Consider the following 21,964-nt stretch of genomic DNA (forward strand, 5'->3'; position numbering starts at 1 on the left):
CACATCTTTAACTAAGGCTACTTGTCGTCAAAGCCATCGACGCCGTCAGCATCGATCTGCTCCTTGCTCACTTCTTCAGTCACGCGCTCTGTGCCGGAAACTTCTTCAGTGCTGAGGTTTACCTTTTCTACGGGCACTGTTTCCTTATTTACTACAGGGCGTTCTTCGTGAAGCGTCACTGAGGCATCTTCGGCGCCGCTGGCGTCAAGCCCGCCGGATTTAGCCTGCGCTTCGGCCTCTTCCGCTGAGATTGGAGTCCGCTCGACGTGAACTTCTTCGCGGGTAACGGGGACTTCGACGGTCTCGGTGTCAGTAACAACGTACTTGCGCAAGCGCGCCTCACCAGTTTCGACACGCTCGGTCCCTACGTTGAGATGTTCCTCATTGCGAATCAAGGTGTTATCAGCGCTAGAAGGGTCCGTACCTAGATCGTTGCTGGTAACAGCACCTCTGTCGGCTACGTTAGTTCCGTCGGACGCATTCGAGTCCACGTCGGCAGAAGTTCCGGCTGGCCCGGGAGTGCCGGCAACCTCTGCGTCTACTCCAGCACCAACAGCACCAGCACCCGCTGCGCCTATCCTGTCACCATCCAGCTCACTTCGAGGGCTCCCGCCGCGAGGGTTCTCGGCGCCAGTGTAGCCCTCAACGTGAGGGGCCTCAGAAACACCGTAGTGCCGGTAGATTTCGGTTTGTTGCTCAGGAGTCAGAGGTGTGTCCACGTCAAAATTGGGAGCGTCCTTGATGCGGTCTTTGGCGAAAGCCAGCGACAAATGGTCACCATCAAGGGTATGGCCCCGTAGCGGGACGAGCGAGTTTCCCATGCCGAATAGGCCATGATTGACGTCGACGAAGGTGGGTTGACCGGAGGCATCGTCGACAAATACTTCGTTAACATTCCCGACTTTATCGCCATCTTTGTCGTAAGCGGTCGCCGTGAGAAGGTCTTTTACGTTCATAGACATATAGAAAGTATCCTTTCCTCTAATCGAGGTAGTTCATTTCTTTTCTTGCCGTCGCGCTCCCCATCGACCCTGCTTGGGCATTAGTACCTAACTCGTGGAGCGTTCAATCTAGTCTAAAGAAATTAGTAGCTTTGTGCAGCGGCCTATCGGCTATTTTCTCTACTTTGCAGGCAAAGAAGCTGGACACGTGACAGATTACAGGTTGATAAATATCTCGATCGGGAGACGTAACTAGGATGGTTGTCATGAAATTCGCTCCCCGTCGTCCCTCGCCCATGAATGGCCAAAAGCCCACCAAGCAAGATTTGGAAGGATTTCGGCTGGCTGCAGTCGATGACATTCTCCCCGCCGAGGATGAAACCACGCGGTTGCGCATGCTCATCGTCGGAGTCAACCCGAGCCCCTGGACAGCTGCGGTCAATGCGCCGTTTGCGCACCCGGCGAACCGGTTTTGGCCATCGCTTTTTCGCAGTGGCGTCTTAAGCCAGCTTGTCGATGCCTCCCGCGGCCTTCCCGACTCAGTTCTTCAAGAGTTCGCGGACAAGCGCATTGGGCTAACCAACTTCATTTCCGAAACAGCAACGGCACGCGCAGATGAACTAACTAAGGAGCAGCTGCGGATGGGTGCAGGGCGCATCGTTAAGCTAGTGGCGAAACTGCGGCCGGAATCGGTGGCAGTAGCTGGCATTACTGCCTACCGTGACGCCTTTGGCCTGCGCAAGGCGAAGCTGGGACTGCAAGACCCCGAGCTAGTAGATATTCCTGCGGGCTGGCCTGCCGATGTGCAGCTGTGGGTGGTGCCGCAGCCGAGTGGCATCAATGCGCATGAAAATATTGAGTCGCTGGGGCAAAAATGGGCGGCCGTATGGAACGCCACTGAACCGGCTGGGTAAATAAAGGAGAATAAATGGTTGCCTGGTTGGAAAAGCACCAAATCTGGATGTACCTTTTGGCGCTTGTGATTGGTGCGACAACCGGACTAACAGCCCCTGAGCTTGGCTCTCCTTTAGCAATCGCCATCAACCCGGTGCTGGGGCTTTTGCTCTATGCCACGTTCTTGATGGTTCCCATGGCCCGCATCGGGCAAGGACTCAAGGACTTTAGATTCTTAGGCGTTTTAGCGCTGCTGAATTTTGTCCTGGTGCCGATTGTGGTCTTTGTCCTCACACGGTTTATCGCCGGTGACCAGGTGCTGCTAGTCGGTGTGCTCTTCGTGCTTTTAGCACCGTGTATTGACTACGTCATCGTTTTTACACATTTTGCCGGCGGTGCGAGTGCGCGACTATTATCGGCTACTCCCCTGCTCATGTTCGGACAGATGCTTTTGCTACCGGTCTATCTGTGGCTATTTGTGGGCACAGAGTTTGTCCGTTCGGTGGATTTTGCGCCCTTCTTGAAGGCTTTTGGCTTTTTGATCGTTGTGCCACTGTGTGCTGCGGGGCTTACGCAATATGCGGCCGCGCGAACACGCTGGGGCCAGATTCTGGCAGATGGCGTCTCTGCCGCGATGGTGCCGTTAATGATGGCGACTTTGGCCATCATCGTGGCCTCGCAGATTTTTAAGGTCTCTCACCAGCTCAGCAAACTCGTTGTGGTCGTCCCGCTTTATGTTGCTTTTGCAGTGATTATGATAGCCGGCGGCGCGGTTGTTTCGCGCGCGGCGGGACTCAGCATTGCCAGCCAGCGCGCGGTGGTTTTTAGCGCCGTGACCAGGAATTCCCTCGTGGTTTTGCCGCTGGTGCTGGCTCTGCCTGCGCAGTTTGAACTTGCGCCTTTGGTGGTGGTGACCCAAACCTTGGTGGAACTGTGCATCATGCTGGTGATGATTTGGGCCCTGCCACGGATTCTTAAACCACAAGCTGCGCTTCGTGTTCAGCCTCAAGGTAGCTAGCGATTGCTAAACGATTAATTGCAGAGCGGCTGATGATTCCGACCATGGAGCCGTCACGGTTGGTGACGGGGACTTTCTTGAGGTGGGCATCGGAAAGCGCGGCGATGGCATCGACAAGCGATGCCATATCAGACAAAGAAATGACCTGCTTGGTCGCCAGCTGCATGATGTTGAGCGTGCTGAGTTCTTGCATGGCATCGTCAAGCTCTTGCTTTTCATGCACGCCGAACGAGTAGAAATTCACCGTGCTGGGGTGAGCTGCGGAGAGATAACGCATGATATCGCCATCAGAGATAAAGCCCACGAGCTGACTGTTTTGATCCATAATTGGCGCGCCGGAAATTCCCAGAGAAGTGAATTTATATAGCGCTTCTAGGACCGTGTCGGATGATTGCAAGGTGTAGACATCAGTTTTCATAATCCCCGCGATAGCGGACTGCGGCGCCGAGGTCTCTGCTCGTTGAGCTTGTGGTTTGCGTGCCGCATAGGCACGCATGGCGATGATGATTCCAATAACGGAAGTAACAATCACCAGGATGGCTGCTGCGCGGAATCCTGTAATTAGCGAATCAACTTCTGCCTGACCGGCATCCAACTGCATCTGGCTCACCATGCCGTAAATACCTGCGGCTAGTGATGTGCCCACGCCACCGGCAATTTGGAAACTGGTGGAAATGACCGTGACACCGTGCGGGCTGGAACGCTCATCGAGGTGCGACAGAGCAAAGGTCTGGGCTGGGCCAATGACAAATGCGGTAGCTAATACAGCCGGGACATAAAGCGCGCCGAATAGCACCAAGGAGGTCTGTCCTGCTGCCAAGCCGACGAGTCCAACGAAAATAGCCATGACTGCAAAACCAAGCGGAATGGAGAAGCGTCCGCCGAAGCGGTCGAACCATCGACCAGCGATTGGCCCCAGCACAACGGTGAGCAAAATGCCGGGCGCCAGGGTCAACGAAGCGCTCAATGGTGCGGTGCCGCGGGCTGCTTGCAGGAACAGCGGGATGGTGACATTCATGGCAAAGACAAAAAGCAGTCCCAGCATGGTCATGGCAACGCCGCGGTTGAACGCTGCAGTTTTAAAAGGCGTGATATCAATGAGTGGGTTGGCAATACGGTATTGGCGCCGGATGAATGCCCACAGGAACAGCAGGCCGACGATGATTGCCCCGCCGGAGATTACGATATTGCCGCCAAACGCTGCGGAGACGCCGTAAAGAATTCCGATTAGAGCTACCGCGACCAAGCTGAAAGACGCGATATCAAGAACTGGGCGGCCAAGTTCAACAACCGTGTACAACACGAAGGCACCTGTAATAAGCACGATAAGCACAAGTGCTGCGAAAACCCACATCAGCGTCTTCCATGGCGCGATGGTGAGTAAAGCACCAGATAGCACGATGGCTAGTGAGGGGCCAAGGGTGGTCATCGCGGCCATGATTCCCATGTTCATACCGAGCTTTTTCCGAGGTGACACGGCCAGCGTGATATTCATGCCAATTGGGGTAAGCAAGCCGGTGCCAATGGCTTGCAGCAGTCGCCCGCCAAGCAATGTGGCAAAGTTCGGTGCCAACGCGCCGATAATGGAGCCAACAACCATGATGGCGGTTACTGAAATAAACAGCGCTTTGGTTGGGAAGCGGCGGTATAAAACTTTCGCTACTGGCACAAAGATTGCGGCAACTAAAAGATAGCCAGTGGTTAGCCACTGGACGGTATTAACGTCGACCCCGAAATCAGCCATGATGGGGGCGAAAGCGACGTTGAGAAATGTTTCATTGAAGGTAGCTAGAAAAGCTGCGGCGGCCGCAATCGTAATCATCCATCCAGGGGATGATTTAGGTTTCGGTGGGGTGTGGGCATGAATAGATGAATCCATGTAGTCTCCTGACAATCAGCGGGGATGGTGCTCGAGCGTGCCGTGCCAGAAGTCCTGGGTCCTTGGGGACTTCGCGTGTCGTTTCGTCGAATAGTTCTGGCCAGCTTTGGCCACCGAATTAAGCTAATAGAAAATTTCCTTCTTCATAAGCCAGCCCCCCATTTTCGCAGTTCACGTGCTAAAGTTTCCAAGAAAAATAAGGCTGCGTGACCGAAAAAGAATTCTAGTCACGCAGCCTTATCGATTTACTGTGAAGGAAATATTCCCTTGGCTCAAATATTTATTATTGAGCCATAACGATGGTTTCTACATCCTTGACTACGCCGTGCTTTGCGCGCTCGGTGCGTGCGTGGGTGAACAGGTAGTAGATGCCGGCAATAACGCCGACGCCGGCGAGCACTGCATACATCGAACCGTAGCCAATCGCGGAAACCACTGCACCAAGGATGACTGGGCCGAAGCCGAAGCCGAGGTCAACGAACAGGAACAAGGTGGAAAATGCTGAGCCGAACTCGCTCTTGTCGACGACACCAACAGATACTGCTTGAGCAGCTGGCATCAAGGTGCCGTAGCCCAGACCTGCTAGCACGCCAGCGACAACGACATGCCAGTTGGCGGTAGAAAGCGAGAGCACGATAAATGAGATAACAAAGAATACGAGACCAAAGTAGATGACGCTGTTATCGCCCCGGCGGTCTTGCAATTTACCAAGGTAGGAGCGCATCACGAACATGGAGATGGCGTAAGCGATAAAGAATAGGCCTGCGCCAGTAACAACGTCGCGGTTTTCAGCAAAAGCGTTGATATGTGCGATCACGCCGGAGTAGGCAAAGGCTACCAGCAGCATGAAGAGGCCAATCGGCAAGACTTTAGGGTTAATGATGGACTTGAAGCTGAACTTAATGGGCTCAGCAGCATTGCCGTTTTCATCCAGCTCTGGCCCTGGGTCGGAGGTGCGGAAATAGATGACTAGCGAAGCGATCAAAGAGACAATCGAAATGCCGAGGACGACAACGAAGAGGACTTCGTAGTTGAAAGAACCCAGCAAAAATAGCGCTAGCGCTGGTCCGATAGCAGCCGAAACGGTGGTACCCAAAGCCAGGTACCCTGTGCCTTCTGAGCGGCGTGCAGAAGGAATGAGTTCCTGGACCATCGCCATAATCGCGGTGCAGGCAAAGGCATAAGCTACACCATGGAAGAAGCGGTCAGCGTAGAGCAGCCCCAAAGAATCGATCGGGATATATAGCGCGCACGCAATAGTGGTCGCGATGACGGAGACCACCACAATCTTGCGGCGACCGAAGCGGTCAATAATGTATCCGGAAACCAAACGGGAAAAGACCGCACCGATAACAATCGCACTGGCGGCAAAGCCTGCTTCGGTTTCCGATGCGCTGAATTCCTTGGTTGCGTAGAGCGCCATCGTGGTGATGAGGAAGTAGAACACCAGAAACTGCAGGAAGTTGGCGATCCACCCCATGATAAACGTCGGCGTAAAGAGTTTGACCTCTTCGGTTGTGTGCACGATTCTCCTTACTGCAGTTATTTTGCATTATGCAATTCCTTTGTGCAATAAGGTTATACCCTTTTATTGCATCATGCAACTGTGCTGATAAGATAGATTTTTATTAAACCGGTGCTAAAACACATTCAAGCAAATCACAAGGAGTGGGCGTAGATCATGACAGCGGATTCCAACGATCCAAAAGTGCACGACGACAGTGAAACTCAGGCGCTTTTAGATCACATCGCTTATGAAGTCGTCTTGATCACCCGGTACGCGGCGCAAAATCTCCCCACGATTAAGCGCAAGTCCATCATGGACCGCAGCGCGCTGATCCTTTTGGCACGTCTTAAGGCTCAGGGCCCCATGACGGTCAACGAGTTGGCAGAGGCGTTTGGTTTGAATGTTTCAACGGTGCATCGACAGCTCAAGGCAGCAATTGCCAATAATCTCATTGAAACTTTCGACGACCCCGACAATCCTGCGAAGCTCCACCGCCCCACTCTTGAAGGAATGGATACCTTGGGGCGCGAACTGGCTGCCCGTCGAGAAGATCTAGAGAAAATCTATGCTGACTGGGACCAGGAAGATATCGAGACTTTCGCCCGCTTGATGCAAAAGCACAATACTTCACTCGAGGCATACTTGGAGATGCCGTGGCCGCGCCCACACAAGGATTAAGCTTTGCTTGTCGTTGTTTTAACTACGACTTCTTAACCACACTGGACTTAAGGCGCATGGGCCCAAATCCAGGGACCTTCGCTTCAATATCGTGGCCATCAACCGAGGTTTCTAGAATTCGGATGCCGCTGACTTTGCTACCAATCTCGATAGCACCAGAGCCCTTAACCTTGAGACTTTTCACAATGCTGACGGAGTCACCGTCATTTAAGACATTGCCCACGGCATCTTTAATGACGTTGGAATCAGTGGCAGACACATCACCGGATGCGCCTGCGGATGAGGCATCACCTTCGACCCATTCATGGGCACACATTGGGCAAGCCAGGAAGCCACCATTTTCATAAGTAAATTCGCTGCCGCATTCTGGCGCAGGGCGCTAATGTATCAGACATAAACTGCAGATCCTACCCGATGCGCACCCAATTTCCCAGCTCACAGACCATAAATGAACTTCAGTGCTAGCCTGGGAGCATGGCTATGAAAGCAACTCGCACCAACCCGAACGAATACACCGTCACTAATAAAGATGGCACCTCGCTAAAGGTCTCCCCGCACGGCACGCCAGGCGCATTTTCCCCGGGCGAGCTTCTGCAAGCAGCACTTTTAGGCTGCGCTTCCCTATCGGCTGATATGCAGCTTGCACATATGCTCGGCAAAGATTTCCATGCCGAAGCGGAAGTGAAGTCAACAGAAGAAGACAATCACATCTCCGAGATGTTGTTTGAATTCCTCATCGACACCGAAGGCCGCGATGAGCAAGAGCGCGAAAAGATCATCCAGGCGGCAGCGAAAAAGATTGAGCAATTGTGCATCGTCAAGCGCTCGCTCAATAAAGGTATTTCCACCCACACGGATATCTCCGCGAAATAAAAGGCACGTAAAAGCCCCCGGACGGTCGATAAATAAATCAGAGGTAGCAGGGGAATGGAGCTAAACGATGTTTAGCCGTTCAAGTTTTTCAGCGCCTGTTCGATGCGTGCAGCGGCAGCAGCGGAAACATCAGCCATTGGTGCGCGTGGAAAGCCAATTGGGAAACCTTGCAGGTCAAGCCCCTTCTTCACGGCTGCGATGAAAGGCTCAGAAATCATCGCGTCGATGACTGGGTAGACCTTATTCCATTCAGCACCTTCGATACTAAGAGCCTTCGGTTCGAAGGCGGGGTCAAGACCCTCCTTGCGCTGACGGTCATAGTCATTGACAATCTTGCGAACCTTCGGCGTGAGCAAGAGAACCGCTGCCATATTCAGCCAAGCTAAAAGTCCGTATGCGGTATCGCCTGCTGCTTACATCGCATCAGCGGTGATGACACAACCGATGAAGGAAATAGCCAAAGCGCCAACCTTGACAACGTTTCCTAGGAAGATGTTGCGCTTTTCTCCCAAGAGGAAGACCAGGTTGGTTGTCGCAACGTAGAAGAATAACACCTGCGAGGTAAATGCAAAGAGCAAGATAGCAATCGCGACGATTCCCCACCCTAGTAGTGAGAAATCAATCGCGTGCTGGACAACGTTGGGTCCAGCAATTGCGCCGGGCACCTGGTCCACAATCATGTTTCCAGCTGCATCCTTGACGTGGTAACTGTCGGTGAGAAACACCATGATGCCGGTAGACATGCAAATCAGCAGCAAAGGTGCCCTCACCAAAGCCAGTCGCGGAAGCAAAGATCGCGCGGCGCACGCCCCAGGCCACGGCGTAACCAATGATGCCGCCGAAGATTTGATCGGAGCCGAAACCACAGGTCAGGATAAGCGCAATTGCTACTGGCAGCTTGTCAAGGTTCAAGACGATAAGCAGCAGTGCGGTGATCACGTAGCCAATCGCCATGAAAGGAACGATGGTTTGTGCAACCTGCACAACACGCTTGGCGCCACCGATGACAACTACACCGTGCAACCCGGTGATGACCAGGCCTGTTCCCCACGGCTCAACGCCAAGAGCCTGGTGTGCAGAAGAAGCAATGTTGTTGGACTGCACGCCTGGGAAGACAAAGCCGTAGCCGATGAGCGCGGTCAACGCGACGATGAACGCAAGCCACCGTGGTTTCAAACCGTATTTGATGTAGTAGGGCATGCCGCCGCAGTCTTCGCCGTGCACGCGACGCTTTTACAACTGCGCCAGAACCGCCTCGGCATTTGCACAGGTCGACCCTCGCAACCCGGTAATCGCCATTCACATGATGGCACCAGGGCCACCCATAGCGATAGCGGTGGCGACACCGGCAATACTCCCGACACCAACGCGCGAGGACAGGGTCAAAGCAAGGGTTTGGAATGGTGACAAGCCGCCATCACCAGATTCGCTGTCCTTGAGCTGGCGAATCATACCCGGAAGGCAATGAAACTGCACTGCCTTGGTTACAAAAGTGAAGAAAACTCCGACTGCTAAAGCAAAATTCGCCAGCGGATTCCAGATCCAGTCGCTGACCGTAGTCAATAGGTTCATGAGCTCTTCCACCCGGTTGGTGACCCCCATCACGGATGGATAAACTCATGTTATACACATTTCTGACCTTGTCGAGTGACTGGCCAAGGTTTTCTTACTATGTACAGATTTTTCACGATTTTAAAGAAAAAGCTTGTGCCAGGTCACACGCCCATGTACGTGCGTGACCGCACATCACATATCTGGCGATTAATTGTCTGTGAGAGGTGATGTCACCGACGTGTCCCAACTCAACTGACACCCACGCGAGGACACCTGCTGTAAGTATTCAAACTCGAAGGTCGCGGCGCCACAGGCTGCGACCGAAAACCCACAAAGCCCTGTTCACGGTTCCTTATTGGAAACCGCGAACAGGGCATTGCGTATTTAAAAATCAAACGCCGTAGGACGTTAAAGTACTCAATGGCACGCCGTTAAAATGCTCAATGGCACGCCGTTAAAGAGCCTTTAGGCAGCTTTAACGCCAGGCTTTGAATTGCTCTGCCGAAGCCGCACCGAGCCACTTCTGCCACAGTGGGCCGAAGGTTACGCGGCGTACGTCCAAATCTTTCAGTGCTGCCAGGTCTCCTGCTCCGTGTCCGTCAACTGGATGAGCGGTGACGTTGACTGGAATGGTTACGGCATCGACCAAAGTCTGCACCTGCTCAGCAGTCTTCAAAGCCACTGGGTAGACCGAGCGTGCGCCAGCTTGTTGCATTAATTGAATGCGCTTTGCTGCCTCTGCCAGTGGATCTTCGAAAACATCTGTACCTAGACGCACCGCATCAGTGCGGCCGTTGATGACGAAATTGACCCCGGCAGCATCGGCGGCTTCGCGTGCCGCAGCGATGAAGTCTGCATGCTCTTGGGCATCGCGTACGCGATCGCCTTCGGTGTGCACGACGTCTTCAATATTGGCGCCGACAGCACCCGCCTCCAACAAGCGATTGATCAGTACGGCTGGCTCTAGACCATAGCCAGATTCCACGTCCACGGAAACCGGAATGCTGACCTTCTTGGTGATTTTCGAGACAACGGCGAGGTACTCAGAAAAGTCCATGTTTTCGCCATCGGTGCTGCCGGTGGCATCGGCAACCGGGTGGCTGCCAACGGTTATTGCTTCAAACCCGGCTTCTTCTGCAACTGCTGCGGACCAGGTATCCCAGGCAGTTGGTAGAACTAAAGTATTTCCGGATTCGTGTGCTTGTGCGAGCTTGGCGGCTAGTGCTTGAACGTCAGTCATTTCGTGCTCCTTCGCGGTTAAAAGCCTGCGCAAAATACGTTAGGCTGTGGAAATTGCTGCGGCTTTACGCCACTGTACTCAAATCCGCGTGAAGGCCAGCGGCTATACCAATGGCCACGGGAATTGGCGGTGCGATTGTGGCCGTGGAAGGAAAGGCAAGCGCACAATCCGTGAGGCTCGTCTTTGCAACGCTTCAATTTCTACGGGGTGCAAAAGCTGCCAAAGCTCAGCGGGGACATCGTCAAGCAAAGGCTCTACTGCCGCGGTCAACTCCTCTGGAATGGGATGCCCACCGAATTCCCATATAACTGTGCGTAGCTTGGGCTCCACTGAAAAGCACAGGCCGTGGTCAATACCCCAGATGTGTTCACCGTCTAGGAGCACGTGTCCTGATTTCCGGTCGGTGTTATTACACAGCAAATCAAAGACCGCCATTCTGAGAAACTGCGCGTGGAGGTCTGCCCTGCTATCAACCAGCGGAAAATAGTGTTCGCCGTCGTTGTGAATAAACCACTGCACAGAGCCCACCCCGGCGGGACCGTTATGGGAGATTACTGTCGGTGGAACGATATGCCAACCCAGATACTCACTAATGACAAAAGCCGCGCGTTCTCTTTTGTATAACCCGGGCGGAAAATCCCACAGTGTCTGCTCCCCTGCTTCGGGTTTGTAGACGGCCCACGCGTAGTCTTCGCCCAGTTCTAGATCAACCACGAATCCGATATTGCTGGATTCCACTAGTTGCTCAACGATCCCCATCTGCCCGAAATTCAAAAGCTCCAGTTCACGTTCAAATGGAGGGACGATCACTGTTTAACCGCACTATCTTGACCAGCCGAAGAAGGCTGCAGGTACGACAAAGATCCGGTACGCGAATTGGTCACCAGCATGCGCGCACTGTCTTGGGTAAATTCCACGGCCGAAATTGAGGCAGTATCAATGTGAATCTTTTGAAAGGAATCCAGCGGGGTGCCCACGAAACGAGCAACGGCTGCTTTGATTGTGTCAGCGTGGCTAAATGCCGCAACGATTTCGCCTGCATGCTGCTTGGCGATATTAGAGATGCCCTCCACCATGCGGTTTTGCATCTCAGTAAAGCTCTCGCCTTGAGGAAAACGAAAAGTCGACGGCGAATTTTGGACTTCTTTCCATTCTTCTAGCTTATTGAGCTCGCTGAGTTTGCGGCCGGTCCAGTCGCCGAAATCGCATTCGATAAGGGAGTCATCGACAAGCAAGTGCTTTTTGTGCGCGGCAACTGTCGGCGCGGCTGTCTCCTGTGCGCGTTCCATCGGGGATGAATAAATAGCCGCAATCTCTAAACCATCCAAGCGTGCTGCGACCTCGCGCGCCTGAGTGATTCCTTGCTCTGCCAAATGCAGCCCTGGCGTACGCCCCGGTAGTACTTGCCCGGTGGTGGGAGTTTGCCCGTGGCGAATAAGTAAAACAATCGTGGACGGATTCGCAGGCTGGTTCATGCCATATAAGCCTACCTCGGGAAATATTTTTGCACCGAGAAGAAGTTTTTGCGGCTAGGGTTGAGTATGTGAGTCTTCCACATAATGTTTCCACGGTCGGTGAGCTGAAGGCCGCCGGCTACCAACACCGAACTTTGCGCGCCGAAATCCGCGAAAATCTTCTGGCGAAGCTTCGCGCTGGCGAGGACCCCTGGCCAGGGCTGCACGGTTTAGACCAGACCGTTATTCCGCAGGTTGAACGCGCACTTATTGCTGGTCATGACATTGTGCTTTTGGGCGAACGTGGCCAAGGCAAGACGCGTTTGTTGCGTTCACTGGTCGCGCTTTTAGATGACTGGATTCCGATCGTCGCAGGCTCTGAGCTGCGTGAAGATCCTTTTGCACCGATTACAGATGCCACACGAGAGCGCGCCGAGAAAGAAGGCGATGAGCTTGCGGTTGACTGGGTTGCCCGCGATGACCGCTACGCAGAAAAGCTCGCGACACCAGATACGTCCGTTGCTGACTTAATCGGCGATATCGACCCCATGCGCGTAGCCGAAGGCCGTCGCTTGGGTGATCCCGAAACCATTCACTACGGGTTGATTCCGCGCTCCAACCGCGGCATCGTGGCCATTAATGAGCTGCCTGACTTAGCTGAGCGCATCCAAGTGTCCATGCTCAACGTCATGGAAGAAAAAGACGTGCAAATTCGTGGTTACATGCTGCGTTTGCCGCTCGATGTGCTGGTGGTGGCCTCTGCTAACCCCGAGGATTACACGAACCGCGGGCGGATTATTACGCCGCTGAAAGACCGTTTTGGCGCCGAGATTCGCACCCACTACCCGCTGGCATTAGAAGATGAAATCGCGGTTATCCGCCAGGAAGCTAACTTGGTGGCCGAGGTGGCAGACATTTTGCTGGAAATCCTTGCTCGCTATACCCGTTCTTTGCGTGAGTCTTCGGCGGTGAACCAGCGCGCGGGCGTTTCAGCGCGCTTTGCCATTGCCGGTGCCGAAACCATCGCCGCCGGCGCATTGCACCGCGCTACTGTCCGCGGCGAAGAAGAAGCCGTCGCCCGGCTTGTCGATGTCGAATCTGCCGTGGAGATTCTAGGCGGCAAGATTGAATTCGAGTCCGGCGAAGAAGGCCGCGAGTGGGATATTTTGGAATACACCCTGCGCACCTCCACCGCCGAAGCCCTGCGCGCGACGTTGCGTACGTTGGATTTCAATCCCTTGATTGCTGCGTTAGATGGCAGCGTAACTATCTCCACCGGTGCGAATGTCTCCGCGAAGGATTTCCTCGCTGGCCTTCCTGATTTGGGCGAGACTACATTATATGACGATATCGCCGACGCTTTCGGCGCTACTTCTGAAGGATCCCGCGCTAATGCGATTGAGCTGGCATTGGAAGGGCTCTTCCTCTCGCGGAAAATCGCCAAGGATTCTGACGAAGGCACAAGTATCTACGGTTAGGAGTACACCTTAACCATGTCCCATCCCATTGATCCCCGCGGCCACCGGCGCTCCCGCTACGGACGCTATACCGGCGGGCCGGATCCGCTCGCTCCCCCAGTCGATCTCTCAGATGCACTGAATGAGATCGCCGAAGATATCATGGCGGGATATTCGCCGGAGCAGGCACTTCGGGAGTACCTGCGTCGCGGTGCACGCGGTCAAGATGGGTTCGACGAGCTCGCGTGGCAGGCCGCGCAGCGCCGCAAGGAGCTATTAGAGCGCAATAACCTCGGTGGCACTTTGCAGGAGGTTAAAGCATTGCTTGACGATGCCCTCCGTTTAGAGCGCGCTCAACTTGCCCGCGATATCGACTTGGATGATACTGACCGTGCTTTTCGGGAATTGCAGCTGGAGAATCTCCCGGAATCCACCCCGGCGGCAGTATCTGAGCTCAATACTTATGACTGGCAGTCCCAGGATGCGCGCGAGAAATTCGAGCACATCCGCGATTTACTCGGCCGCGAGATGTTAGACCAACAATTCTCCGGCATGAAGCAGGCTCTTGAAGGTGCTACCGAAGAAGATAAACAAGCCATCGCGGCGATGTTACGTGACCTTAATGAGCTTTTAAGCAAGCACCGCGCGGGCACCGATACGCCAGCGGATTTCGCGGATTTCATGGCCAAGCACGGTGAGCATTTTCCGGAGAACCCGCGCGATATTAATGAGTTAATTGATATTTTGGCGCAGCGTTCCGCGGCAGCGCAGCGCATGCTCAATTCCATGTCGCCCGAGCAGCGCGAGGAGTTGATGCAATTATCCGCGCAGGCTTTTGGCTCCCCAGAGCTGCAAGGTTTGCTGGGAGATCTCGCCGGCAATCTGCAAGGGCTGCGGCCAGAGTTGGATTGGTCCGGTTCGGAAGATTTCTCAGGCGAGGAAGGTATGGGCTTAGGCGATGGCACAGGTGCTATGCAGGACTTGGCGGAGCTCGACCGCCTGGCTGAGCAGCTGCGTCATGACCACACCGACTTAGACTTGGACGCCCTGCGCCGCCAGCTCGGTGATGATGCCGCGGTTTCAGCAGATTTGCTCAATAAGATCGACCAGGCGATGCGCAACAGTGGGCTCCTGCGCCGCTCGGCCGATGGGTCTTTGAAGCTCAGCCCGCAGGCCATGCGGCGTTTAGGCAAAAGCTTGCTTGACGATGCCACCGCGCATCTCTCCCCTCGATCTGGGTCTCGGGATTCTCGGCTTAGCGGACTTAGCGTTGAGCAGACCGGATCAACTCGTCCTTATGAATACGGTGATACCCAGCCGTGGGATGTCACCCGCACACTTACCAATGCGATCCAAAGAACCGCCGGCACCGGTGATCCACTCAAACTCACGGCTGAAGATATTGAAGTAGTCGAAACCGAACAGCGCACCCAAAACGCTGTGGCGTTATTAGTTGATACCAGCTATTCGATGGCTGCCGAAGGACGCTGGGTCCCGATGAAACAAACAGCACTAGCGCTGCATCACCTCATCAGCACGCGCTTTCGCGGTGATGAACTAGCGTTAATTACTTTTGGCCGCCACGCCATGAGCACCGATATCGAAGAGCTGACTGCACTCCCGCCGGTGCAAGAACAAGGTACTAACCTGCATCACGGCCTATTGCTAGCTGAACGCTTCTTTGCTCGGCACCCGTCTATGCAGCCAACGCTGCTCATCGTCACTGATGGTGAACCCACTGCCTACCTGCAACCCGATGGACATGCCTGGTTTAACTGGCCAACGGATCAGTACACCATGTATTCCACCATTACGCAGCTCGACAAAGTCACCAAACGCGGCACCCGCACGACATTCTTCCGTTTAGGCTCCAACCCAGGGCTGGAGAATTTCCTCAACCAGCTCGCAGATCGCGTCGACGGACGCGTCGTCGCACCCGACTTGGATGGGCTAGGCGCTGCAGTCGTCGATGAATACCTGAACTACCGGTTCTAAGGCGCAGCAAACCTCCAACGAGACGCCGATCACAATTTACTGGCATACTAGAGCTTAGTTTCTACCGCAGAAGTGAGTCCCGAATGTCTCGTCCAGTTCATTTTGAAATCGAAGTTTCCAACGTCCCACAAGCCAGCGAGTTCTACACCGCAGCATTCGGCTGGATCTATGAGGATTATTCTGAGTACGCCCAACGCCCCTACTACGGCGTAATCACTGGTCCTGAAGATACCCCTGGCATCAATGGTGCCATCATGCAGCGCGACGACGGCGCTACCCCAGCCGGCACTGCACCGGCATCTGCGCCTAATGCAGCGGTGTTGACCATGGGCGTTGAGAACTTCGACGCCACTGCCCAAAAGATTCTTGCCGCTGGCGGCACCGTGGTCAAAGAAAAATATGCCCTTCCAGGTATGGCCTGGCAGGGCTATTTTTTGGATCTTGACGGAAATGTCTTTGGCATTCACGAACCTGACGAGAACGCCAGCTAACACCTTGGCCACAACTCAGCAATCTACTTACCGCCTTGTGCCTAGTTGCCTTGTACCTTACTGTCGTGGGGCTGTTGGGCAAGAAAGACCAAGGCATCAAGAAGCGGGCCGCGCAAGGTAGTCCCTAATGCCATGCGGCGAACCACATCAGAACTTGAAGTCGCCATCTGCAGCGTTGAAATATCTGTCATCCCAACTTTATCCGCGGCATCCATATAGCCCGCAAGGTGGTTGCTGGGAGGGCTTAAGTTTTCTTGCGCGATTTCCGCCAAAGCACGAAGCGCCATGCGATAAGCGCCAGAATCTTTGTGAATGCGCCATCCACGTTTGGCGATTTCTGCATCGAGAAGCTCCTGCGCCGCATCCCATCCCTTCGGCTCATCCTGCTCATCTGGGATTTCCGCTACCAAAGATTCCTGGGTGCGCCGCATGGCGTCTGGAGCATTGCCGCCACTATCAACAATATTGAGCACCTCGCGAATAGTAGTCAGAGGCAGCTTGGCCATAGAGCGCCTGATTCTTGCTAATTGCTTCACCAGGTGCCAGCAGGCCTTCGCGCACATAATACTTAATGGTGGGCACGCTAACTCCCGTTATCCGCGATAGCTCAGCCATCCGAACTTTGCCATTATGCAGTTCCATTAACCCTACGCTTTCCTACTTCAGGCATATCGATTAACTGTAATACAACTAAGAACCGCAAAACCACGCCCACCTATTTAAATTCAAACTCACGCGATAGTTATCTCAGTTCGCCATAGCCGGCCGGCTGCGCTACAGTAATTCGAGCATCTGCCTGCACGAAGGCTAGTTAAATAGCAAGTATTCCCGTGTCCTTTTGCGCGCGCTACAACCACGGTTTGTATGGCTGCGCCCTTCTTAAAAACTACTTGCCTCGTTTTCGGAGTTTTACTGCCATGACTACTGTCACCTCACCGATTAATGACAAAGATCGGTATCGTCCCGAACCATCAGTGCGCACAGCCTTAAAGACGCCACGGATTCTCATCCGCGAAATGCTCGCTGGTCTGGTGGTGGCGCTCGCGCTGATTCCAGAAGCGATTTCTTTTTCTATTATCGCTGGTGTTGATCCTAAGGTCGGGCTGTTCTCGTCCTTTATTATGGCGATGACCATCGCTGTAGTTGGCGGCCGCCCAGCGATGATTTCGGCCGCGACTGGTGCGGTTGCGCTAGTAGTTGCTCCCGTCGTCCATGAGTACGGCTTGGATTATCTCATCGCCACGGTATTACTCGCTGGTGTGTTCCAGATTGTTTTGGCCGTGCTGGGTGTTGCAAAGCTCATGCGTTTTATCCCGCGAAGCGTCATGGTCGGATTCGTTAATGCATTGGCCATCTTAATCTTTATGGCTCAGTTGCCAGAGCTTTTCGATGTCCCCTTTGCCGTCTACCCCCTCTTTATCCTGGGTCTTTTGGTCTTGATCTTTTTGCCGAAGGTCACCAAGGCTGTGCCAGCACCACTGATTTCGATTGTGATTGTTACCGCCATCGCTGCGGTCTTTGCCATTTCCGTGCCGACCGTGGGCGATAAAGGCGAATTGCCGGATAGTCTGCCGGAGCTATTCATTCCGAATATTCCGTGGACGCTCGACACCTTGTCGATCATCGCTCCTTATGCCCTAGCAATGGCACTCGTTGGTCTGATGGAATCTTTGATGACCGCCAAGCTTGTCGATGAAGTAACAGATACCCACTCCAATAAAACCCGCGAGAGCTGGGGCCAAGGCGTTGCCAATATTGTCTCCGGTCTATTCGGCGGCATGGGTGGCTGCGCGATGATTGGTCAGACCATGATCAATGTCAAAACCTCTGGCGCGCGCACACGTATTTCCACCTTCTTAGCCGGCGTTTTCCTGCTGATTCTCACGGTGGTTTTAGGCGATCTGGTTGGCACCATTCCGATGGCAGTGTTGGTGGCCATCATGGTGATGGTCTCAGTTGGCACTTTTGATTGGCATTCCATTAAGCCTTCAACGCTAAAGCGCATGCCAAAAAGCGAAACCGCCATCATGGTCATTACCGTCGCGGTCGTCGTTGCTACTTCGAACCTCGCCATCGGCGTCGTTGTTGGAGTATTTGCCGCCAGCGTCATGTTCGTACGCCGCGTAGCGCATCTTATCGAGGTACGCCGTGAAGTCAAAGCCGAAGGTGACCAGCAGGTTGCCTATTACACCGTGCAGGGACAGCTACTTTTTGCCTCCAGCAATGATTTGACCACGCTGTTTGAATACACAGCCGACCCAGAACACATTGTCATTGACCTGAGCCAATCCCATATTTGGGATGCTTCCACCGTCGCGGCACTTGATACGATCCAGACCAAATACCGCCAGCATGACAAGACCGTGGAATTTGTGGGTATGAATGAATTCACCACGGCTTTTCACTCGCGTTTGACCGGCGAGCTGGGCAATTAATCGAACCGGTTAATTACGCACCTCGACGACGCGGGTGCTGGGGTCTTGCAGTCCCCACAGCGCAATAAATGCCACCGCAGGCAAAGCGATAAGCGGCAGTAGCGCGTACTCAAGTCCCACGCGATCGGCGAGCGCACCAATAAGCGGTGTCGCGACGCCACCAACCGACACTGCAAGCCCCAAGGTCACGCCGCTGGCCGTGCTCATATGCTGCGGTAAATAGTCCTGTTCCAGCGTGACTTGCAGTGAGAAGGGGACGTACAGCGTTAGCGCGACCAAGACGATAAAGACCCAGGCGATTGGCCCTGGGATTAAGAACATGCCGGCCAAAAGTGGGATGGACAGTAAATAAGACCACCGCAACAATGTGGTGCGATTCCACCTGCGGGCCAGGTGTCCACCGACTGCCGTGCCAAACGCACCCATGATGTAGAAGATAAACAGCGAAGCATTGGCGAAGTCTTCCTGGACCCCACGGTATTCGTGCATGAACAACACGATGAATGTACCAATGCCCACGAAGACGATCGAGCGGCACAAAATCGCAATCGACATGCGCCCGAACGATACCCAGTCATCGCGGCGGTTAGTGTCCTCACCTGCCTTCGTGGCGGGTTGTGCAGCCCCGTATTTGTTTAAGACCAGCACCGCTACCGTGCCGGTAAGTGCCGGGATCATCAGCAATGGCGTAGCACCAAGGCCAAAGACGCCTATGGTTATAGCCACGATGACCGGCCCTAGCGCGAAGCCGAAATTTCCTCCCAGTGAATACCAGGACATCAGTACATGGTCCCCGCCGCTGACTTCGCGGGCGCGGCTGGCGCTGGCCGGGTGGAATGCCGCAACACCGATGCCGGCTGCCGAGGCTAATAACGCCACCGCCCAATAAGAGTCAACCAGGCCAATCGCTGCGATACCCGCACCGGAGAGGAAACGCTAACGGGAATAAGCCAGCGCATGCGCCACTTATCCCCCATGAGGCCGAGCACTGGCTGAATAATGGAAGACACCAGCGAGAAAGTCAGCATAACGCCCGCTGCCGCAGAATAGCTATAGCCACCTTGCAACACGAGAAAAGGCATCAACGCGGCAATTGCACCTTGGCTAAAATCCACCGTGGTATGCCCATAGGCAATAAGCAAAGTGCCCCGGCGCGCAGTAGTTTCTTCTGGTGAACGCTGCGTCGAGGTTTTCCTCGACGTCTGCTTTATAGCTGCTGAACCCATGGCCTCCATCATGCTCCACTAGGAACATAAATGCAGGTATTTGCTGCAGCTACTCGGCTGGCTCAGCTGACTCAGTCGGTTCAGCGGGGTAGGTCACTTGGCCGTCGCCATCTACGTGCGGTGTAGCGCCCCACATGCCCAACTCATATTTCTTGGGCTTTTGCCCGGCGATAAGGTGTTCTACCTGGAAACCTTGCGCGGCTAGAGTATTCGAAACCAATAGACGGTGGCAGCGCCACGGCATGGGCTCACCGCACATGATCGCTACCCTGTGCTTTCGCGTTAGTGCTTTAAGCTCCGCAATTCCTTCGTGGTACTCCTCAGTGAGCGTGTAATCCGCGTAGTTTTTAAAGCTCGCGTTCTTCCAGCCGGCGTTGATTTCTGGCGGCACGTCTTGTCTGCGGCGCCGTCCGCCCAACTTGGGAAATAGTTGATAGGCAATGCCGTTTTCTGGAAGCCACTTCTTCATCTCATCAGTCCCAAACTGTGGATTACGGCGGGAGCCAGGGTGCGCGCGGACATCGATAAGCATGTCGATGCTACGATCGTCAAGGGTCTCTAGAAAGACTGGGATGGGACATGTCCAGTGGCCAATCGTCCATATTTTAGGGACCGAGGTGTCTTTGTCCTGCTTAGTCATTGCCCTGACTTCTTAGCAATCTTGGTCAGCGCGGAGCCTTTATGCATCGCAATATGATCAGTTTTATCGCTCTTGATTTCATATTGTGGCTCTTCCGGGCTACACCTGCGCATGTGTCCTTTGTATTCGGTATCTTGCGTGTGCTTTTTCTTAATCACCCCAGATACCTCGCCGGCTTCGGAATTCCACCGGACATGGTCGCCGACGTTAAATGTCTTGCTCATATTTCCCACTCCTTCGAAAGCTGCAGCTATTAACGCAATGTCTCACATACCCAGCCCTGGGGCATCTCCCCACCGGCTAGGAGCTTAAGAACCTTTTCCTGTTCTTGATCCGTGAGGTCCGCGTCCATGCGCTGCCATATCTCACCGCGTTCTTTGCGCATCACCATCAGCGGCATCGCCAATGCACCTTTGGGAAGGTGTGGAAAGGCGATTTCTTCTTCTAGGTAAATGTGGCGGCGCAAGGCAGCCATGGCATTTTGCAATGGCACTGCGCGTTGGCGCGGGTCGGGTGCTGCGGTATCAGCTAAATACTGCTCAATTCCCGCATCAATGTCATGATGCTCGGCGGTAAAGGCCGCCGCCAATGAAACCTCATCGGTAGAAGAATTGCTTTGTACTTCCGTACTCATAAACAGCCTCCTTATGGAATATCTCCCATGGTAGCACCGCAGCACTTGGGCTTTAGGCCCTTCGCTGTGCCAGCACCGCCTCATTCAGAGCAGCCATAGCTAAATCTCCGTGGACCGCAGCACCAGTCATCACTCCCGAGGCAGCAGAAGAAACCACCATCGCCATCGCTTGTGCGGCATTACCAACTGCCCACACCCCTGGCACAGAAGTCATGCCCTGGGGGTTCGCAGGAATCTGGGTACCGAATGGGGCTTCTTCCACTTCACCACCTAGGGTTTCAAAAAGCTCCGTCCGCGCGTTAAAGCGTGGGGCAACGACAACAGCGTCGGCATCGAAAAGCACTGCATCACTACCTGAAGTGTTTTCAATCTGCACGGCTTGTACCTGCTTGCCTTCCATCACCAACTTCTCCACGCGGCCGCGAACAAGCGGCACGTTTAAAGAAGCAAGTTGTTCCAGCACCTCAGGCACTGGCTCCGGGGCATCATTGAGATACACCGTCACATCTTCGCTGAGCTGGCTAAATAGCAGCGCCTGGTGAACGGCCAATTCTCCGGAAGTTAACACGGCAATTTTCTGATCCCGGACTTCCCATCCATGGCAGAAAGGACAGTGCAAGACCGTTTCACCCCAGCCTTCGCGTACGCCGGGGATATCAGGTAGCTCATCGACAAGACCTGTGGCCAAAATAATGCGCCGGGCGCGAATGGATTCCGTACTGTCGCTGATTGCGAGCGTGAAGTTATCGGTTGTCCCTTGCACCTGCTCCACACGGCCGCGTTGAATCTGCACGCCATAGGATTCGGCCTCACTGCGGCCTTTGGCCAGCAGCTCCAGCGGTGAAATGCCCTCATTGCCCAAGACATTGTGCGCACCAGCAGCTGGAGCATTGCGTGGATGACCATCATCAATGACAATCACCTTGCGGAGTGAGCGACCCAGGGCAACCGCGGCGGCCAGCCCTGCTGCCCCACCGCCGATAATTGCCACGTCAGCATCGAAGTTTTCAGAAACACTTTGTTGTTCGTTTTGCGTCATGGTTTTGAG

At 54.2% G+C, this 21,964-nt stretch carries 22 protein-coding genes and 2 pseudogenes; 8 read left to right on the plus strand and 16 right to left on the minus strand.

Annotated elements, in window-relative coordinates; translation table 11 throughout:
• Window positions 1-17: 17 nt before the first annotated feature.
• Window positions 18-962 carry a PRC and DUF2382 domain-containing protein gene (locus CSTAT_RS08405; RefSeq protein WP_075723090.1) on the minus strand — a complete coding sequence of 315 codons (945 nt, stop codon included), beginning with the start codon at window positions 960-962 and terminating at the stop codon, window positions 18-20.
• Window positions 963-1,207: 245 nt separating this feature from the next.
• On the opposite strand from CSTAT_RS08405, the gene CSTAT_RS08410 reads away from it, so the two are divergent.
• Both CSTAT_RS08410 and CSTAT_RS08415 read left to right on the plus strand, forming a co-directional pair.
• Entirely contained in the window at window positions 1,208-1,855 is a 648-nt protein-coding gene (locus CSTAT_RS08410; RefSeq protein WP_075723091.1) for a mismatch-specific DNA-glycosylase, read from the plus strand.
• 14 nt (window positions 1,856-1,869) lie between these two features.
• Window positions 1,870-2,853 (plus strand): arsenic resistance protein, encoded by a 984-nt coding sequence (locus CSTAT_RS08415; protein WP_075723092.1) that lies wholly within the window; start codon window positions 1,870-1,872, stop codon window positions 2,851-2,853.
• Here CSTAT_RS08415 and CSTAT_RS08420 read toward each other — a convergent pair.
• Together CSTAT_RS08420 and CSTAT_RS08425 are read right to left on the minus strand one after the other, a co-directional pair.
• Window positions 2,810-4,732, minus strand: coding sequence for an MFS transporter (locus CSTAT_RS08420; RefSeq protein ID WP_244892815.1), 1,923 nt, complete (start codon window positions 4,730-4,732; stop codon window positions 2,810-2,812). The genes CSTAT_RS08415 and CSTAT_RS08420 overlap by 44 nt on opposite strands.
• A 283-nt stretch (window positions 4,733-5,015) precedes the next feature.
• Complete coding sequence (locus CSTAT_RS08425) at window positions 5,016-6,212, minus strand: MFS transporter (RefSeq protein ID WP_075723874.1); 1,197 nt, start codon at window positions 6,210-6,212, stop codon at window positions 5,016-5,018.
• A 201-nt stretch (window positions 6,213-6,413) separates the two neighbouring features.
• Between CSTAT_RS08425 and CSTAT_RS08430 the strand changes: the two genes are divergently transcribed.
• Complete coding sequence (locus CSTAT_RS08430; RefSeq protein WP_075723094.1) at window positions 6,414-6,917, plus strand: MarR family winged helix-turn-helix transcriptional regulator; 504 nt, start codon at window positions 6,414-6,416, stop codon at window positions 6,915-6,917.
• 22 nt (window positions 6,918-6,939) lie between these two features.
• Here CSTAT_RS08430 and CSTAT_RS08435 read toward each other — a convergent pair.
• Window positions 6,940-7,312: pseudogene (locus CSTAT_RS08435) on the minus strand (zinc ribbon domain-containing protein YjdM).
• A gap of 79 nt (window positions 7,313-7,391) precedes the next feature.
• Here CSTAT_RS08435 and CSTAT_RS08440 point away from each other — a divergent pair.
• Window positions 7,392-7,790: an OsmC family protein gene (locus CSTAT_RS08440; RefSeq protein ID WP_075723095.1), complete on the plus strand. Its 399-nt coding sequence runs from the start codon at window positions 7,392-7,394 to the stop codon at window positions 7,788-7,790.
• Window positions 7,791-7,861: 71 nt separating this feature from the next.
• Here the strand turns inward: CSTAT_RS08440 and CSTAT_RS13605 are convergent.
• The 4 genes and pseudogenes from CSTAT_RS13605 to CSTAT_RS08475 form a co-directional block, all read right to left on the minus strand.
• Window positions 7,862-9,392 (minus strand): annotated as a pseudogene (locus CSTAT_RS13605) (alanine/glycine:cation symporter family protein).
• Between the two features lie 427 nt (window positions 9,393-9,819).
• Window positions 9,820-10,584 (minus strand): isocitrate lyase/PEP mutase family protein, encoded by a 765-nt coding sequence (locus tag CSTAT_RS08465; RefSeq protein ID WP_075723099.1) that lies wholly within the window; start codon window positions 10,582-10,584, stop codon window positions 9,820-9,822.
• 102 nt (window positions 10,585-10,686) lie between these two features.
• Window positions 10,687-11,394 carry an SCO1664 family protein gene (locus tag CSTAT_RS08470; protein WP_075723100.1) on the minus strand — a complete coding sequence of 236 codons (708 nt, stop codon included), beginning with the start codon at window positions 11,392-11,394 and terminating at the stop codon, window positions 10,687-10,689.
• On the minus strand, window positions 11,391-12,059 hold the full coding sequence (locus CSTAT_RS08475) for a histidine phosphatase family protein (RefSeq protein ID WP_075723101.1): 669 nt from the start codon (window positions 12,057-12,059) through the stop codon (window positions 11,391-11,393). Before CSTAT_RS08475 ends, CSTAT_RS08470 begins: the two co-directional genes overlap by 4 nt.
• Window positions 12,060-12,127: 68 nt before the next feature.
• Between CSTAT_RS08475 and CSTAT_RS08480 the strand changes: the two genes are divergently transcribed.
• The 3 genes from CSTAT_RS08480 to CSTAT_RS08490 all read left to right on the plus strand — a co-directional run bounded on the left by CSTAT_RS08480 (window position 12,128) and on the right by CSTAT_RS08490 (window position 15,981).
• Entirely contained in the window at window positions 12,128-13,516 is a 1,389-nt protein-coding gene (locus tag CSTAT_RS08480) for a sigma 54-interacting transcriptional regulator (RefSeq protein WP_075723102.1), read from the plus strand.
• 15 nt (window positions 13,517-13,531) lie between these two features.
• A complete protein-coding gene (locus CSTAT_RS08485; protein WP_075723103.1) occupies window positions 13,532-15,490 on the plus strand; it encodes a vWA domain-containing protein in 1,959 nt (652 codons plus the stop codon).
• 83 nt (window positions 15,491-15,573) lie between these two features.
• A complete protein-coding gene (locus CSTAT_RS08490) occupies window positions 15,574-15,981 on the plus strand; it encodes a VOC family protein (RefSeq protein WP_075723104.1) in 408 nt (135 codons plus the stop codon).
• Window positions 15,982-16,022: 41 nt separating this feature from the next.
• On the opposite strand, the gene CSTAT_RS08495 is transcribed toward CSTAT_RS08490, so the two are convergent.
• Together CSTAT_RS08495 and CSTAT_RS13830 are read right to left on the minus strand one after the other, a co-directional pair.
• On the minus strand, window positions 16,023-16,487 hold the full coding sequence (locus CSTAT_RS08495) for a MerR family transcriptional regulator (RefSeq protein WP_244892816.1): 465 nt from the start codon (window positions 16,485-16,487) through the stop codon (window positions 16,023-16,025).
• Window positions 16,438-16,623 (minus strand): MerR family transcriptional regulator, encoded by a 186-nt coding sequence (locus CSTAT_RS13830; protein WP_336469886.1) that lies wholly within the window; start codon window positions 16,621-16,623, stop codon window positions 16,438-16,440. Before CSTAT_RS13830 ends, CSTAT_RS08495 begins: the two co-directional genes overlap by 50 nt.
• A 275-nt stretch (window positions 16,624-16,898) precedes the next feature.
• Between CSTAT_RS13830 and CSTAT_RS08500 the strand changes: the two genes are divergently transcribed.
• Window positions 16,899-18,416 (plus strand): SulP family inorganic anion transporter, encoded by a 1,518-nt coding sequence (locus tag CSTAT_RS08500; RefSeq protein WP_075723105.1) that lies wholly within the window; start codon window positions 16,899-16,901, stop codon window positions 18,414-18,416.
• Window positions 18,417-18,425: 9 nt separating this feature from the next.
• Here the strand turns inward: CSTAT_RS08500 and CSTAT_RS08505 are convergent, their stop codons facing one another.
• The 6 genes from CSTAT_RS08505 to CSTAT_RS08525 are packed head-to-tail and all read right to left on the minus strand — an operon-like array spanning window position 18,426 to window position 21,955.
• Window positions 18,426-19,295: an MFS transporter gene (locus CSTAT_RS08505; RefSeq protein WP_244892817.1), complete on the minus strand. Its 870-nt coding sequence runs from the start codon at window positions 19,293-19,295 to the stop codon at window positions 18,426-18,428.
• Window positions 19,283-19,642: a hypothetical protein gene (locus CSTAT_RS13645; protein WP_211272996.1), complete on the minus strand. Its 360-nt coding sequence runs from the start codon at window positions 19,640-19,642 to the stop codon at window positions 19,283-19,285. The genes CSTAT_RS08505 and CSTAT_RS13645 overlap by 13 nt, the downstream gene beginning before the upstream one ends.
• A gap of 49 nt (window positions 19,643-19,691) precedes the next feature.
• Window positions 19,692-20,282, minus strand: coding sequence for a DUF488 domain-containing protein (locus CSTAT_RS08510; RefSeq protein WP_075723106.1), 591 nt, complete (start codon window positions 20,280-20,282; stop codon window positions 19,692-19,694).
• Window positions 20,279-20,506: a hypervirulence associated TUDOR domain-containing protein gene (locus CSTAT_RS08515; RefSeq protein WP_066795020.1), complete on the minus strand. Its 228-nt coding sequence runs from the start codon at window positions 20,504-20,506 to the stop codon at window positions 20,279-20,281. Before CSTAT_RS08515 ends, CSTAT_RS08510 begins: the two co-directional genes overlap by 4 nt.
• 29 nt (window positions 20,507-20,535) lie before the next feature.
• Window positions 20,536-20,916 carry a hemerythrin domain-containing protein gene (locus CSTAT_RS08520; protein WP_075723107.1) on the minus strand — a complete coding sequence of 127 codons (381 nt, stop codon included), beginning with the start codon at window positions 20,914-20,916 and terminating at the stop codon, window positions 20,536-20,538.
• A 52-nt stretch (window positions 20,917-20,968) separates the two neighbouring features.
• On the minus strand, window positions 20,969-21,955 hold the full coding sequence (locus tag CSTAT_RS08525) for an NAD(P)/FAD-dependent oxidoreductase (RefSeq protein WP_075723875.1): 987 nt from the start codon (window positions 21,953-21,955) through the stop codon (window positions 20,969-20,971).
• Window positions 21,956-21,964: the final 9 nt, after the last annotated feature.

Source organism: Corynebacterium stationis (genome assembly GCF_001941345.1).
Lineage (GTDB): Bacteria > Actinomycetota > Actinomycetes > Mycobacteriales > Mycobacteriaceae > Corynebacterium > Corynebacterium stationis.